Source organism: Streptomyces sp. NP-1717, from assembly GCF_022695985.1.
In the GTDB taxonomy this organism is placed as follows: Bacteria; Actinomycetota; Actinomycetes; order Streptomycetales; family Streptomycetaceae; genus Streptomyces.
Genome location: NZ_JAAPBF010000028.1, coordinates 23,737 through 38,312, shown reverse-complemented (window position 1 = coordinate 38,312; position 14,576 = coordinate 23,737). Strand labels below are relative to the sequence as shown.

Below are 14,576 nucleotides of genomic sequence, written 5' to 3'. Positions count from 1 at the left end.
GGACTGCTGGTGTGGGGCCGTACGAATGTTCTTCCCTCTGAGTGACCAAATGAACGCCAATCGTCAACATTAGTAGCCGTGAGTGACATTCACGGCTCATATCAGCCAGTGATACGGGCGACCGGCGGTCTGATGAGGTCTGCGAGAATTGACCGCGTGATCTCACGAATCGATCTGCGCGGCGACGCCCTCCCCGAGGGCGGCGCACTGCGCGGCCTGCTGCCCCGTGCCGAGTTCGACGTGGAAGCCGCCCTGGCGAAGGTGCGGCCCATCTGCGAGGACGTACGCCATCGCGGCACGGCGGCGCTGATCGAGTACGCGTCGAGGTTCGACGGCGTGAAGCAGGAGCGCGTACGGGTCCCCGCCGAAGCCCTCGCGCGCGCCCTGGCGGAACTGGACCCGGCCCTGCGGGCGGGGCTGGAGGAGTCCGTCAGGCGGGCCCGTATCGTGCACCGCGCCCAGCGCCGGACCGAGCACACCACGCAGGTCGTGCCCGGTGGCACAGTCACCGAGAAGTGGGTGCCGGTCGGCCGCGTGGGGCTGTACGCGCCCGGCGGACGCGCCGTCTACCCCTCGTCCGTGATCATGAACGTGGTCCCCGCGCAGGAAGCGGGCGTCGGCTCGATCGCGCTCGCGTCACCTCCCCAGAAGGAGTTCGACGGCCTGCCGCACCCGACGATCCTCGCCGCCTGCGCGCTGCTGGGCGTCGACGAGGTGTACGCGGTCGGCGGCGCCCAGGCCGTCGCGATGTTCGCGTACGGCACGACCGGGCCCGACGGCTGCCTGCCCGCCGACATGGTCACCGGCCCCGGCAACATCTGGGTCACCGCCGCCAAGCGCTACTTCGCGGGCCGTATCGGCATTGACACCGAGGCCGGACCCACCGAGATCGCGGTCCTCGCCGACGCGACCGCCGCCCCGGTGCACGTCGCCGCCGACCTGATCAGCCAGGCCGAGCACGACCCGCTCGCCGCCGCCGTCCTGGTCACCGACTCCGTGGAACTGGCCGACGCCGTCGAGAAGGAACTGGCGCCGCAGACCGCCGCCACCAAACACGTCGAGGAGCGCATCGCGCCCGCCCTGGCGGGCAAGCAGTCCGCGATCGTGCTGGTCGACGGCATCGAGGAGGGCCTGCGGGTCGTCGACGCGTACGGCGCCGAGCACCTGGAGATCCAGACCGCCGACGCCGCGGCCGTCGCCGCCCGGGTCCGCAACGCGGGCGCGATCTTCGTGGGCCCGTACGCGCCCGTCTCGCTCGGCGACTACTGCGCCGGCTCCAACCACGTCCTGCCGACCGGCGGTTGCGCCTGCCACTCCTCGGGACTGTCCGTCCAGTCCTTCCTGCGCGGCATCCACATCGTCGACTACACGCGCGACGCGCTCGCCGACGTCGCCCACCACGTCGTCACGCTCGCCGAGGCCGAGGACCTGCCCGCGCACGGCGCGGCCGTCAAGGCGCGTTTCGGCTGGAAACTGCCGTCCGCGGGGGAGCCCTCGGGGGAGGTGTCCGGCGAATGACGCACATCGACGACCTGCCCGTACGTGACGAACTGCGCGGAAAATCCCCCTACGGGGCGCCCCAGGTGGACGTCCCCGTCCACCTCAACACCAACGAGAACCCGTACCCGCTGCCCGAACCGCTCGTCGAGCGGATCACCGAACGGGTCCGGGAGGCCGCGCGCGGGCTCAACCGCTACCCCGACCGGGACGCGGTGGAGCTGCGCACCGAACTGGCCGCCTATCTGCGCCGCACCGCCAAAGACCTCCCGCTGACCGCCGCCAACGTGTGGGCGGCCAACGGCTCCAACGAGGTCATCCAGCAACTGCTCCAGACCTTCGGCGGCCCCGGCCGCACCGCGATCGGCTTCGAGCCCTCGTACTCCATGCACCACCTCATCGCGCGCGGCACCAGCACCGGCTGGGTCTCCGGCCCCCGCAACGAGGACTTCACCATCGACGTCGCCGCCGCCGAGCGCGCCGTCGCCGAGCACCGCCCCGACGTCGTCTTCGTCACCACCCCCAACAACCCCACCGGCAGCGCGGTCGACGCCGCGACCGTCCTGCGGCTGTACGACGCGGCGCAGGCCGCCCGTCCCTCGCTGGTCGTCGTGGACGAGGCGTACGTCGAGTTCAGCCACCACCCCTCGCTGCTGCCGCTGCTCGCGGGCCGGCCGAACCTCGTCGTGTCCCGCACGATGTCCAAGGCGTTCGGCGCAGCCGGACTGCGGCTCGGCTATCTCGCTGCCGACCCCGCCGTCGTCGACGCCGTCCAGCTGGTGCGCCTGCCGTACCACCTCTCCGCCGTCACCCAGGCCACCGCGCTCGCCGCGCTGGAGCACACCGATACGCTGCTCGGATACGTCGAACAGCTCAAGACCGAGCGGGACCGGCTGGTCACCGAACTGCGGGCGATGGGCTTCGACGTCACCGACTCGGACGCCAACTTCGTCCAGTTCGGCCACTTCGAGGACGCGCACCGGGCCTGGCGGACCATCCTCGACCAGGGCGTGCTGGTACGCGACAACGGCGTCCCGGGACGGCTGCGGGTCACGGCGGGCACCCCGTCCGAGAACGACGCGTTCCTCGACGCGGTACGTAAATTGACGAAGGAGCAGAGCGCATGAGCCGTATCGGCCGCGTGGAACGAACGACCAAGGAGACCTCGGTCGTTGTCGAGCTCGACCTCGACGGCACGGGCAAGGTGGAGGTGTCGACGGGCGTCGGCTTCTACGACCACATGCTCGACCAGCTCGGCAGGCACGGACTCTTCGACCTCACGGTCAAGACCGAGGGCGATCTGCACATCGACTCGCACCACACCATCGAGGACACCGCCCTCGCCCTCGGCGCCGCCTTCAAGCAGGCGCTCGGCGACAAGGTCGGCATCTACCGCTTCGGCAACTGCACCGTCCCGCTGGACGAGTCGCTCGCCCAGGTCACCGTCGACCTCTCCGGCCGCCCCTACCTGGTGCACACCGAGCCGGAGTCCATGGCGCCGATGATCGGCAGCTACGACACGACGATGACCCGGCACATCCTGGAGTCGTTCGTCGCCCAGGCACAGATCGCGCTGCACGTGCACGTCCCGTACGGACGCAACGCGCACCACATCGTGGAGTGCCAGTTCAAGGCCCTCGCCCGCGCCCTGCGGTACGCCAGCGAGCGCGACCCGCGCGCCGTCGGCATCCTCCCGTCCACGAAGGGCGCCCTGTAAGCCCATGACCGGCCTCAACACCATCCTCATCGTCCTCGGCCTGTTCCTCGCCGGCGGCGTCTACTCCTTCGCCAAGCAGAAACAGCCCACGGGCGTCATCGTCCTGCTCGCCATCTGCTCCGCGCTCTGCCTGCTCGCCGGCATCCTCCGCATCCAGGGACTCTGGGAATGACCAAGAACGTAGTCGTCCTCGACTACGGCTTCGGCAACGTCCGCTCGGCCGAGCGCGCCGTCGCCCGCGCCGGGGCCGAGGTCGAGATCACCCGTGACTTCGACAAGGCCATGAACGCCGACGGGCTCGTCGTGCCCGGCGTCGGCGCCTTCTCCGCCTGTATGGAAGGGCTCCGCTCGGCACGCGGCGACTGGATCGTCGGCCGCCGGCTGGCGGGCGGACGACCCGTACTCGGCATCTGCGTCGGCATGCAGATCCTCTTCGAGCGCGGCATCGAGCACGGCGTGGAGACCGAAGGGCTCGACGAGTGGCCGGGCACCGTCGGCCCCCTCACCGCGCCCACCGTCCCCCACATGGGGTGGAACACCGTCGAGGCGCCCGCGGACAGCCTGCTCTTCGCCGGACTCGACCCTGCCGAGCGCTACTACTTCGTGCACTCCTACGCCGTCCACGACTGGAGTCTCGAAGTCACCAACCCCAAGATCCGCGCCCCGAAGGTCACCTGGTCCCGGCACGGCGAGCCGTTCGTGGCCGCCGTGGAGAACGGTGCACTGTGGGCCACGCAGTTCCACCCCGAGAAGTCCGGCGACGCCGGAGCCCAGCTGCTGTCCAACTGGATCGGAACCTTCTGATGTCCCCCGCACCCACCCCGTCCTCCGTACGGAGGCTCGAACTCCTCCCCGCCGTCGACGTGCGCGACGGCCAGGCCGTACGGCTCGTCCACGGCGAATCGGGCTCCGAGACCCGCTACGGCTCACCGCTGGAGGCCGCGCTCGCCTGGCAGCGCGCGGGCGCCGAGTGGCTGCATCTCGTGGACCTCGACGCGGCGTTCGGCACCGGTGACAACAGGGACCTCGTCGCCGGGATCACCGAGGCCATGGACCTCCGGGTCGAACTGTCCGGCGGTATCCGCGACGACGCCTCGCTCACCGCGGCCCTCGCCACCGGCTGCACCCGGGTCAACCTCGGTACGGCGGCGCTGGAGACCCCCGAGTGGGCGGCCGAGGCCATCGCCGAGTACGGCGACAGGATCGCGATCGGCCTCGACGTACGCGGCACGACGCTGCGCGGACGCGGCTGGACCAGCGAGGGCGGCGACCTCTACAAGACGCTGGAGCGCTTCGACGCGGCCGGCTGCGCCCGGTACGTCGTCACCGACATCGCCAAGGACGGCACCCTCCAGGGGCCCAACCTCGACCTCCTGAAGAGCGTGTGCGCGGCCACCGACCGGCCGGTCGTCGCCTCCGGCGGTGTCTCCTCGCTCGCCGACCTGCGCGCGATCGCCTCGCTGGTGCCCGACGGCGTCGAGGGCGCGATCATCGGCAAGGCCCTGTACGCGAAGGCGTTCACCCTGGAAGAGGCCCTCACGGAGGTGTCCCGATGAGCGAGAGCCCGCCCGGCACGAACACGGCGGACGGGGTACGGCGGGTCTCCTCGGACGGTCCCTGGGAGGACGCCTTCGGCTACTCCCGGGCGGTCCAGCTGCCCGGCGGCCTCGTCCTCGTCTCCGGCTGCACCTCGGTGGTCGACGGGCGGATCGCGGAGGGCGGCCCGTACGAGCAGGCCGTCACCGCCTTCGGCGTCGGCATCAAGGCGCTCGGTGAACTCGGCCTCGGCGCGGAGCACGTGGTGCGCACCCGGATGTATCTCACGCACGCCGGGGACTCGGACGACGTCGGGCGCGCCCACAAGGAGCTGTTCGGGGCCGTACGGCCGGCCGCTTCGATGATCGTCGTCGCCGGTTTCATCGACCCGAGCCTGGTGGTCGAGGTCGAACTGGAAGCCTTCCGCGCACCCTCCGGAGGCCCGGCATGAGCCTCGCCGTCCGAGTCATCCCCTGCCTCGACGTGGACAACGGCAGGGTCGTCAAAGGCGTCAACTTCCAGAACCTGCGCGACGCCGGTGACCCCGTCGAGATGGCCAGGCTGTACGACGCCGAGGGCGCCGACGAGCTGACCTTCCTCGACATCACCGCCTCCTCCGGTGATCGCGAGACGACCTACGACGTGGTGCGCCGCACCGCCGAGCAGGTCTTCATCCCGCTCACGGTCGGCGGCGGGGTCCGCACCCCCGAGGACGTCGACAAGCTGCTGCGGGCGGGCGCCGACAAGGTCGGCGTCAACACGGCCGCCATCGAACGCCCTGATCTCATCCGGGAGATCGCCGAACGCTTCGGGCGCCAGGTGCTCGTCCTGTCGGTCGACGCGCGGCGCACCCCGGAGGGCACCTTCGAGGTCACGACGCACGGCGGGCGCCGGGGCACGGGCATCGACGCCGTCGAGTGGGCGCACCGCGCGGCCGAACTCGGCGCCGGTGAGATCCTGCTCAACTCGATGGACGCCGACGGCACGAAGGACGGCTACGACACGGAGATGATCGCGGCCGTACGCGCGCACGTCACGGTCCCCGTCATCGCCTCCGGTGGCGCGGGCGGCCTCGCCCACTTCCCGCCGGCCGTCGACGCGGGCGCGGACGCCGTGCTCGCCGCCTCCGTCTTCCACTTCGGCGACCTTCGGATCTCCGAGGTCAAGAAGGCGCTGCGGGACGCGGGACACGCGGTGCGCTGACGCCGGCCGCCCTCAGGGCGTACGCACGGCCGCTGCCCCGGAACGATCCGTTCCGGGGCATTTCGCGGTCAACACCGGCGAACTCGCCGATGCGTGAAGGGGGTTGGCGGCGGGAGGGTGGTTCCCGTCAGCCAGTACGGCGGCCGCCATCCGGCGGGGCCCGTGGCCCAGGACGACGGGCCCGGTCTTCGTACGAGGGCGCCCGCCCCCACCGAGAGGACCCCCCTCGTGCAGCAACTCTCCACCGGCGACAGCCCGGCGGGCCGCGGCCGCGATCGTCTCTCGTTCCGTACCCCCTCCGTTTCCCTCACTCGTTCCCGCTCCCGCGCCTGGAGCGTCGCGCTGACCGCCGGCGCCGCGACCGCGGCCCTGTTCGGCGGGCTCGTACCCGGCGCCCAGGCGGCCGGCACCGCCGCCGGGGCGGCCGCCGCCAACCCCTACGAGCGCGGCCCCGACCCGACCGTGTCCAGCATCGAGGCGTCACGCGGCTCGTACGCCGTCTCGCAGACCAGCGTCTCCTCGCTCGGCGTCAGCGGCTTCGGCGGCGGCACCATCTACTACCCGACGTCCACGGCCGACGGCACCTTCGGCGCGGTGGCCATCGCCCCCGGCTTCACCGCCACCCAGTCCAGCATGGCGTGGCTCGGCCCCAGACTCGCCTCACAGGGATTCGTCGTCTTCACCATCGACACGAACTCCACCCTCGACCAGCCGGACAGCCGGGGCCGCCAACTGCTCGCCGCGCTCGACTACCTGACCCAGCGCAGTACGGTCCGCGGCCGGATCGACGCCGCCCGGCTCGGCGTCATGGGTCACTCGATGGGCGGCGGCGGGACGCTGGAGGCAGCCAAGAGCCGCACCTCGCTGAAGGCGGCGATACCGCTGACCGGCTGGAACACCGACAAGACCTGGCCCGAGCTGCGGACGCCGACCCTGGTCGTCGGGGCCGACGGCGACACGGTCGCCCCCGTCTCCACGCACTCGGAACCGTTCTACGAGTCGCTGCCCGGCTCGCTCGACAAGGCGTATCTGGAGCTCAACGGCGCCACCCACTTCACGCCCAACTCGTCCAACACGACGATCGCGAAGTACAGCATCTCGTGGCTGAAGCGGTTCATCGACGACGACACCCGCTTCGAGCAGTTCCTGTGCCCGCTGCCCCGGCCGAGCCTCACCATCGAGGAGTACCGGGGGAGTTGCCCGCTCGGCTGACCCCGCCGCCCGGTCCGTCACGTGACACCGGCCCCCGTACTGTGCCCGTGCACAGTACGGGGGCCCGGCCGCTGGGTCGGCGCCCAGCCCCGGCCGTCCCTGGCAAGGCCCCTGGACGCGAGCCTTCCGGGCTTGTTTACGCGGCAGTAACGTGCCGGACGTGACCCCATCGACGACCGTTCGCAGTCCGCTCCGGCTGTACGGCCGCAGCGGTGAACTCGCCATCCTGGAAACGCTGCTGACCCGGCTGAGGGCGGGCCGGGGCGGCACCCTCGTCCTGACCGGGGCGCCGGGTCTCGGCCGCACCGCGCTCCTGCGCCACGCGCTGGACACGTACGGCCCCGACACGCACGCCACCGACACGCACGCTCCCGGAACCCGCGCGGGAGGCGGCACCCGCACCGGCCCCGGCGCCCCGGTCCTGCTGCACGCGACCGCCGCCCCCGCCGAACGGCTGCTGCCCTACAGCGGGTTGCACACCCTCCTCTGCTCGGCGCCCGGACCGCTGCCCCGGCCAGTCGCCGGCGTCCCGCGCCCCGACACCGCCCCCACCGCGCTGCTCGACCTCCTGACGACGCTCGGCGCGCTCCGCCCCCTGCTGGTCTGTGTGGACGACGCGCACGCCTGGGACGCCGGGTCCAGAGCCGCGCTCGTCTTCGCGATCCGCCGCCTGACCCCCGCCCGCGGGGTCGCCGTACTGCTCACCGCCGCCGAACAGCACGCCGGGGAACGGGACTTCGCCGCGCTGCCCGAGCTGCGCCTCGGCCCCCTCGACCGGTCCGCGTCCCGCGCGCTGCTCGACCGGCTGACCGGAGGCCGGGCCGATCCCGGCGTACGGGAGGAGTTGCTGCGCGAGGCCGCGGGCAACCCCCGGCTGCTCACCGCGCTCGCCGCCCGCCTCACCGAGGACCAACTGGCGGGCCGGGGCGGGCTTCCGCAGCCTCTGAGCGGCGGCGAGAGCCTGCTCGACGCCTACGCCGCGCACGTCGACGGGCTGCCCGACGGAACCCTCCTCCTCCTGCTGTTCGCGGCGGCGGCCGAGGAGCACGAGCCCGAGGGAGCCGGCGCGGACGCCGCCGTCCTGCTGCGCGCCGGCCAACTCGCCGGGGTCGACCCCGGACTGCTCGGCCCGGCCGAGACGCTGGGCGCGGTACGGATCGACGGCGGGCGCGTCCACTTCACCCAGCCGCTGCTCCGCCGGGCCCTGCTGCGCCGCGCCCCGCTCGCCCGCCGCCGCGCCGTGCACCGCATCCTGGCCACGGTCCTCGACGGACCGCACCGGACACTGCCGAGACTTCTCCAGAGCGCCTGCGCCGCCGCCGGACACGATCCGGCGCTCGCCGAGGCCCTGGCACGCGCGGCCGGACCGCCCCGCCCGCACGCCGACCGGGCGGCGGCCCTCACCCGGGCCGCCGCGCTCTCCACCGACGAGGCCCTGCGCGGCGAGCGGTTCGCCGCCGCCGCCGAGCACGCCTGGCTGGCCGGTGACCCGGGGCACGCCCGCGCGCTGCTGGCCCGTGTCCGCTCCGTCCCCGCGCCCGGCCGCGCCCACTACGTACGCGGGCTGATCGCCCTGCGCGACGGACCGGCCGCCGACGCGGGGGAGGCCCTGCTCACCGCCGCCGAACTGCTCGCGCCGCACGACGAGGGGCGGGCCGTCGGCGCCCTGCTCGGCGCGGCGGAGGCCGCCTGGCTCACCGGCGACGTGCCCGGCTATCTGCACGCCATGGGCCGGATCGGGGGCCGTGACCGGACACCGGGCCGCATGAAAGACCCCACGCACGATCCCGCGTTCGATCCGGCGCTCGACCACTTCCGCGCGGGCATGTGCGCCGTACTCGAAGGCCGTCCGGACGACGGCCGCGCCCTGCTGCGCGGCTGCCTCGACGCCGGTGACCGCTCCGCTGCCGGCGCCCTCGACCGCACCGGTGATCCCGCCGCTCTGCTGCGCTCCGGCATCGCGGCCCTCGTCCTCGGCGAGGTCGACGCCGCCTGCCGGGCCGGCGCGCGGGCGCTGGCCGCCGTACGCGCCCACGGCCCCGAGGCGCTGCTGCCGCAGGCCCTGGAGCACCTCGCGTACGGCGAACTGCGGGCGGGCCGCCACGCGCGCGCCCGCGTCCACGCGTACGAGGGGCTGCGCGCCGCCGACCGGCTGGGGCAGCGCAACGCCGCCGCCGCGCTGCACGCCGTACTCGCCATGGCGGCCTCCGTGGAAGGGGACGGCGCCGCCTGCACGGAGCACGCCGCGTCGGCGGCGGCCGACGCCGGGCCGCACGGTCTCGGGCAGGCCGCCACCCTCGCCACCTGGGCGGTGGCCCGCGCGGACCTGGCCGCCGGCCGGCACACACGCGCGGCCGCGCGGCTCGCCCCCTTGGTGCTCACCGGCCCCCGGCGCGGCCACTTCGCGGCGCTGATGCTGGCCGTGCCGTGCTTCGTGGAGGCGGCGGTCCTGGCGGGCCGGGGCGAGGAGGCGCGTGCCGTGGTCGGCGAGTTCACGGCGTGGACGGCGTGGACGGCCGACCCGCAGGCACCGGCGCAACTGGCCCGCTGTCACGCGCTGCTGGCCCCGGCGGCGGAGGCCGCCGCCCGGTACGAGGAGGCGCTCGCCCACCACGCCCGGTCGAGCGGCGATTTCGAACGCGCCCGCACCGAGCTGCTGTACGGCCAGTGGCTGCGGCGGCGCCGCCGCACCCGCGAGGCGCGTGACCCGCTGCGGGACGCGCTCGTCGCCTTCGAGCGGTGCGGCGCGCGGGTCTGGGCCGAACGCGCCGCCGGTGAACTCAGGGCCGCGGGGGAGTCGGTGGCCGGTTCGGGCCCGGTGGACCTGCTGACGGCCCAACAGCGGCGCGTGGCCCGGTGCGTGGCCGAGGGCGCGACCAACCGGGAGGTGGCCGTACGGCTCTCGGTGAGCCCGCGGACGGTCGACCACCATCTGCGCAACGTCTTCGCCGTGCTGGGGGTGCGTTCACGGACGGAGTTGGCGCGATTGCTGGACCGTGACGAGGAGAATGCGGCAAACCCCTAGGTACCGACCGGGCGGTATGTCATTCTGCGGGCGTCAGGAAGATCCGGCGCGGGGTCGGGGCCGCACCCGCCGCGCCGGAGCGAGCCGACTCCCGGTGGAGGCCGCCATGCCGCATGTCATCCGCTCGCGGGTCAGGGCCCCGCACGCCTCACCCGTCACGTCCCCGGTCACCTCGCCCGTCATGTCCTCCGCCGCGCCCCGTCCCGCCCGCTCCCCGGCGGACGCCGAGGCCGTCGCCGTACTGCACCGGGCCGCGCAGGCGCTGATGGACGACCTCGCCGGACTCACGCACCGCCTGGTCGCGGCGCTGCGCGAGAAGGAGCCGGCCTACCGCGCGGCGATCGAGGCCGACCCCGCCGGGATCTGGCAGGAGGCGAACCGCTCGCTGCGCCTGAGCGTCGGCTCCCTGATCCGGCCCCGGGAATCGCGCGAGGCCGCCTGCCGCATGTCGTGGCGGATCGGCGAGCACCGGGCCGAACAGGGCCTGCCGCTCGACGCGTTGCTGCACGCGTTCCGGCTCGGCGGGGCGATGGTGTGGCAGGGCCTCGTGGACGAGACCACCCGCCGCCGCCCCGAGGACATCCGGCTGCTCGTCCATGTCGCCGCCGACGTCTGGAGTTTCGTGGACGAACACTGCGGTCTCGTCGCCGACGCCTACCGGGCCACCGAGCGCCGGCTCGCCTGGCGCCGCGAGAACCAGCAGCGGCTGACGGTCGCGGCGCTCCTCGACGGCACCGCGCGCATCGCCGACATCCCCGGCGCCGCGACGATGCTGGAACTGCCCGAGGAGGGGCGTTACGTCGTGGTGGCCGCCTCCGGCGCCTCCGGCGCCGCCACCGGCCCCGTGGTGGGTCTGCCACCGGGGACGCGCGCGCTGCGGCACCGAACGCCCGACGCCGAACACGTCGTCGTCCTGCTGGCCGGCGGCGCCCCGGAGAGGGCCGACGAGCCGCCGTACGAGGGGACTTGCCGCGCCGACGGGGAACTCGCCGCGCTCGCGGCCGGGTTGACCGTACCTCCGGGCGTGCGCGTCGGCATCGGCTCCGCCGTCACGGGCCTCGCCGCCCTCGGCGAGGCGCGCGGGCTCGCCGCGACCGCGCTGCGCGCCTGTCCGCGTGACGGCGGCGTCGTCCTGCTGGACGAACACCTGCCGGCCGCGCTGGTCGTCTCCTCGTCCCGGCTGGGCGCGGCCCTCGCCGGGCGGGTGCTCGGTCCGCTGGACCGGCTCGACCCGGCCGACCGCGATCTCCTGGTCGACACGCTGAGGACCTGGCTGGAGGCGGACGGTTCGGCGCAGCGCGCCGGCACCCGGCTCTACTGCCACCGCAACACCGTCCTCAACCGGCTGCGCCGTTTCGAGCAGTTGACCGGCCGTTCGCTGGCGCGGCCCTCCGACGTGGTCGAGATCTCCCTCGCGCTCGCGGCCAGGCGACTGCTCGACAGCTGACGGCGGCCGGACCGCACCCGCCGCCCCGTCCGCCGCCCGTCGCGTCGGAATCGTCCGTCCCGAAAATCCGCAGGATTTATTGCGCAACTAATATTGCGCAACTTTTCTTTTCTATCTACGGTGACGGTATGGCCACCAAGGAACCCCGCAGAGTCGACGACCTGGACACCCTCAAGGCGTTCGGTCACCCCTTGCGGATGAAGCTCTACCGCGCGCTCCACATCTCCCGCACGGCCACCGCCTCGCAGCTCGCGGAGCAGGTCGACGAGGCCGTCTCCCTCGTCAGCTACCACCTGCGCAAGCTCGCCGACCACGGGCTGATCGAGGAGGCGCCGACGCAGGGCAGGGACGGGCGCGAACGCTGGTGGCAGCCGGCGTCCGAAGGGCTGACCTTCCGGGACGAGGACTTCCGCGACGCGCCCGAGAAGGCCGCCACGCACGCCGCGATCGGCCGGATGTCGTTCGAGCAGCGCGGAGAGCTGTACCGCGCCTATCTGGACAGCCAGTCCGCCTGGGCGCCCACGTGGCGCAGCGCCGCCTTCAGCAGCGAGTTCCTCGGTCCGTTCACCCCCGCCGAACTGGCGCGGCTGAGCGAGGAGATGCACGAGCTGATCAAGCGCCACACGGACGCGGCGCGGGCCGAACAGGACGCCGGAGACACCGAGGGGCGCGAGAACGTCGCGCTGCACGTCTACGGATTCCCGTTCCGGCAGCACTGAGCCCGTACGTCCCCGTCCCGAACCCGCCCGCCGCAAGGAGCCACCCTCATGCACACCGACATACATCTGCGGCTGCACGCCCTGCGCGCGGCCGACCTCCGTACGGAGGCCGCCCGCTTCCGCCTGTCCCGCGCGGCGGTCCGGCCCTCCGGCGGCCTGCGCGGCCGGCTGGGCTGGTTCCTGGTCGGCCTGGGCCTGCGCCTCGTGCACCGCCCGCCCGTACGCGTAGCCCGTATCGCCTGACGGAAGGCCCGACGCCCCCATGAGCGAGACGGTCGTACCCCGGACCACCGAATCCGCGCCCGCGCCTTCGGCCGAGCCCGAGCGGCCCGCCCACCGTGACGCGAACGTCCTGCGCTGGCTCGCGGCCTACACCATGTCGATGGTCGGCGACAGCGTGTACTACATGGCGCTGGCGTGGGCCGCCACCCGCTCCGGCAGCCCCACCCAGGCCGGCCTCGTCCTGGCCGTGGGAGCCGTGCCGCGCGCCGTCCTGATGCTCGGCGGGGGAGTCCTCGCCGACCGGTGGGGCCCGCGCCGTGTCGTCATCGGCAGCGACGCCGCCCGCTGCGTGGTGATCCTGGCCATCGCCGTGGTCCTGTTCTTCACCGCCCCCGGCCCCTGGCTGCTGATCGCCGTCGCTCTGGTCTTCGGCGTCGTGGACGCCCTCTTCCTGCCCGCCGTCGGCGCTCTGCCGCCCCGGATCACCACGCCCCGACAGCTCGCCAGGGTGCAGGGGCTGCGCGGCCTGGGGGCGCGCGTGGCCAATGCGACCGGGGGACCGCTCGGCGGGCTCCTCGTCGCGTTCGGCGGGCCCGCGGCGGCCTTCGCCGTGGCGGGCGGGCTCTTCGCCGTATCGCTGGTCCTGCTCGTCTCCGTACGGATGACGCCCCTGCCCGCTCGTGACATCACCCCGGCCCGCAGCGAACCGGCCCCCTCACCGGCGAGTGCCTGGCGCGAACTCACCGACGGTCTGCGCCACATCCGCCGCCACCGCGTCCTCGGCCCGCTGGTGCTCGTCATCGCGCTCAGTGAGCTGGGCTTCGTCGGCCCGCTCAACCTCGGCCTCGTCCTGCTCGCACAGGAACGGGGCTGGGGCGCCGGCGGCATGGGCTGGATCGTCGCCGCCTTCGGCATCGGCGCCGGCGCCGCCTCGCTGCTGCTGGCGGTCCGCGGACGCATCCCCCGCGCGGGCCTGGTCCTGTGCCTCTCCGTCGTCGCCGGCTCCCTCGCCGTCGGCGCCGTCGCCTTCGTACCCACCGTCGCCCTCGCCGCCGCGGCGGGCCTCCTCGTCGGCCTGTCGGCCGGCCTCGGCGGCGGGCTCTGCGGGGCGCTGACCCAGACGGTCACCGAACCCGGGTACCTCGGTCGGGTGACATCGGTGACCACCCTCTTCACCCTCGGCATCGCACCCCTCAGCTACCCGGTGACCGGCGCCGCCGTCGGCCTCTGGGGCACCGGCCCCGTCTTCGCCGTCAGCGCCGCCGTCTGCGCGGCGGGCGGCGCGCTGGGCCTGGCGTTCACCACCCTGCGCCGCGCCGAACTGCCCGGCGCCTGAGCCGGACCGGGCAGGCGCTACATCCCGAGCTGTGCCCGCCGCACCTGGTCGACCGCTTCCTTGTCGCCCTCCACCTCCACGCGGGCCGCCTCCTGCCGGCCGAAGACGAACAGCAGCAGCTCACTCGGCTCCCCGGTGACCGTCACCACCGGCGAGCCCCGGTGCGCCACCGCCGTCTGCCCGTCCGGACGGCGCAGCACCAGACCGACCGGCGACCTGCGGCCCATCATCCGGGCGCCCTTCTCCAGCCTCGCCCACAGGGCGTTGGAGAAGACCTTGTCCAGCTCACGGGGCGTCCAGTCGGGCTGCGCCCGCCGTACGTCCTCGGCGTGGACGTAGAACTCGACGGTGTTCGCCGCCTCGTCGAGCTGCTTGATCCCGAAGGGCGACATCCTGGGCGGTCCCGTACGGATGAGCTGGATCAGCTCCTCGTACGGCTTCGCCACGTACTCGCCCCGCACCCGCTCCAGCCGGCTCCTGAGCGGGCCGATGACCTGGCCCCCCGCCGCGTCGGGGCGCCGCTCGCGCACCACCACGTGAGCCGCGAGATCACGGGCGTTCCAGCCTTCGCACAGAGTCGGGGCGTCGGGTCCCGCCGCCTCCAACAGATCGGCGAGCAGAAGTCGTTCACGCTTTGCATGGGTCGACATGCTCGCAAGCGT

15 protein-coding genes are annotated in these 14,576 nt (G+C 73.7%); 14 read left to right on the top strand and 1 reads right to left on the bottom strand.

The window, feature by feature from the left end; all coding sequences use genetic code 11:
- Positions 1-156 precede the first annotated feature (156 nt).
- The 14 genes from hisD (at position 157) to GXP76_RS09060 (ending at position 13,914) form a co-directional block, all read left to right on the top strand.
- Positions 157-1,518, top strand: a complete 1,362-nt coding sequence (hisD, locus tag GXP76_RS09125) for a histidinol dehydrogenase (protein WP_242570930.1) — start codon at positions 157-159, stop codon at positions 1,516-1,518.
- A complete protein-coding gene (locus tag GXP76_RS09120) occupies positions 1,515-2,624 on the top strand; it encodes a histidinol-phosphate transaminase (protein ID WP_242570929.1) in 1,110 nt (369 codons plus the stop codon). The genes hisD and GXP76_RS09120 overlap by 4 nt, the downstream gene beginning before the upstream one ends.
- Positions 2,621-3,214 (top strand): imidazoleglycerol-phosphate dehydratase HisB, encoded by a 594-nt coding sequence (gene hisB, locus GXP76_RS09115; protein ID WP_078077820.1) that lies wholly within the window; start codon positions 2,621-2,623, stop codon positions 3,212-3,214. Before GXP76_RS09120 ends, hisB begins: the two co-directional genes overlap by 4 nt.
- Before the next feature lie 4 nt (positions 3,215-3,218).
- Complete coding sequence (locus GXP76_RS09110; RefSeq protein ID WP_187279964.1) at positions 3,219-3,386, top strand: hypothetical protein; 168 nt, start codon at positions 3,219-3,221, stop codon at positions 3,384-3,386.
- A complete protein-coding gene (hisH, locus tag GXP76_RS09105) occupies positions 3,383-4,018 on the top strand; it encodes an imidazole glycerol phosphate synthase subunit HisH (protein ID WP_242570928.1) in 636 nt (211 codons plus the stop codon). The genes GXP76_RS09110 and hisH overlap by 4 nt, the downstream gene beginning before the upstream one ends.
- Positions 4,018-4,770 (top strand): bifunctional 1-(5-phosphoribosyl)-5-((5-phosphoribosylamino)methylideneamino)imidazole-4-carboxamide isomerase/phosphoribosylanthranilate isomerase PriA, encoded by a 753-nt coding sequence (gene priA / locus GXP76_RS09100; protein WP_242570927.1) that lies wholly within the window; start codon positions 4,018-4,020, stop codon positions 4,768-4,770. Before hisH ends, priA begins: the two co-directional genes overlap by 1 nt.
- On the top strand, positions 4,767-5,201 hold the full coding sequence (locus GXP76_RS09095) for a RidA family protein (protein ID WP_242570926.1): 435 nt from the start codon (positions 4,767-4,769) through the stop codon (positions 5,199-5,201). The genes priA and GXP76_RS09095 overlap by 4 nt, the downstream gene beginning before the upstream one ends.
- Positions 5,198-5,953 carry an imidazole glycerol phosphate synthase subunit HisF gene (hisF, locus tag GXP76_RS09090; protein WP_242570925.1) on the top strand — a complete coding sequence of 252 codons (756 nt, stop codon included), beginning with the start codon at positions 5,198-5,200 and terminating at the stop codon, positions 5,951-5,953. The genes GXP76_RS09095 and hisF overlap by 4 nt, the downstream gene beginning before the upstream one ends.
- A 342-nt stretch (positions 5,954-6,295) precedes the next feature.
- Positions 6,296-7,165 carry an alpha/beta hydrolase gene (locus GXP76_RS09085; protein WP_242570946.1) on the top strand — a complete coding sequence of 290 codons (870 nt, stop codon included), beginning with the start codon at positions 6,296-6,298 and terminating at the stop codon, positions 7,163-7,165.
- A gap of 160 nt (positions 7,166-7,325) precedes the next feature.
- Positions 7,326-10,190, top strand: a complete 2,865-nt coding sequence (locus GXP76_RS09080) for a LuxR family transcriptional regulator (protein WP_242570924.1) — start codon at positions 7,326-7,328, stop codon at positions 10,188-10,190.
- 106 nt (positions 10,191-10,296) lie between these two features.
- Complete coding sequence (locus GXP76_RS09075) at positions 10,297-11,637, top strand: CdaR family transcriptional regulator (RefSeq protein ID WP_242570923.1); 1,341 nt, start codon at positions 10,297-10,299, stop codon at positions 11,635-11,637.
- A gap of 128 nt (positions 11,638-11,765) precedes the next feature.
- On the top strand, positions 11,766-12,356 hold the full coding sequence (locus GXP76_RS09070) for a transcriptional regulator (RefSeq protein ID WP_242570922.1): 591 nt from the start codon (positions 11,766-11,768) through the stop codon (positions 12,354-12,356).
- Between the two features lie 48 nt (positions 12,357-12,404).
- Positions 12,405-12,599, top strand: a complete 195-nt coding sequence (locus tag GXP76_RS09065; protein ID WP_242570921.1) for a hypothetical protein — start codon at positions 12,405-12,407, stop codon at positions 12,597-12,599.
- A gap of 19 nt (positions 12,600-12,618) precedes the next feature.
- Positions 12,619-13,914, top strand: a complete 1,296-nt coding sequence (locus tag GXP76_RS09060) for an MFS transporter (RefSeq protein ID WP_242570920.1) — start codon at positions 12,619-12,621, stop codon at positions 13,912-13,914.
- A 17-nt stretch (positions 13,915-13,931) separates the two neighbouring features.
- Here the strand turns inward: GXP76_RS09060 and GXP76_RS09055 are convergent, their stop codons facing one another.
- Entirely contained in the window at positions 13,932-14,564 is a 633-nt protein-coding gene (locus tag GXP76_RS09055) for a TIGR03085 family metal-binding protein (protein WP_242570919.1), read from the bottom strand.
- Positions 14,565-14,576 lie beyond the last annotated feature (12 nt).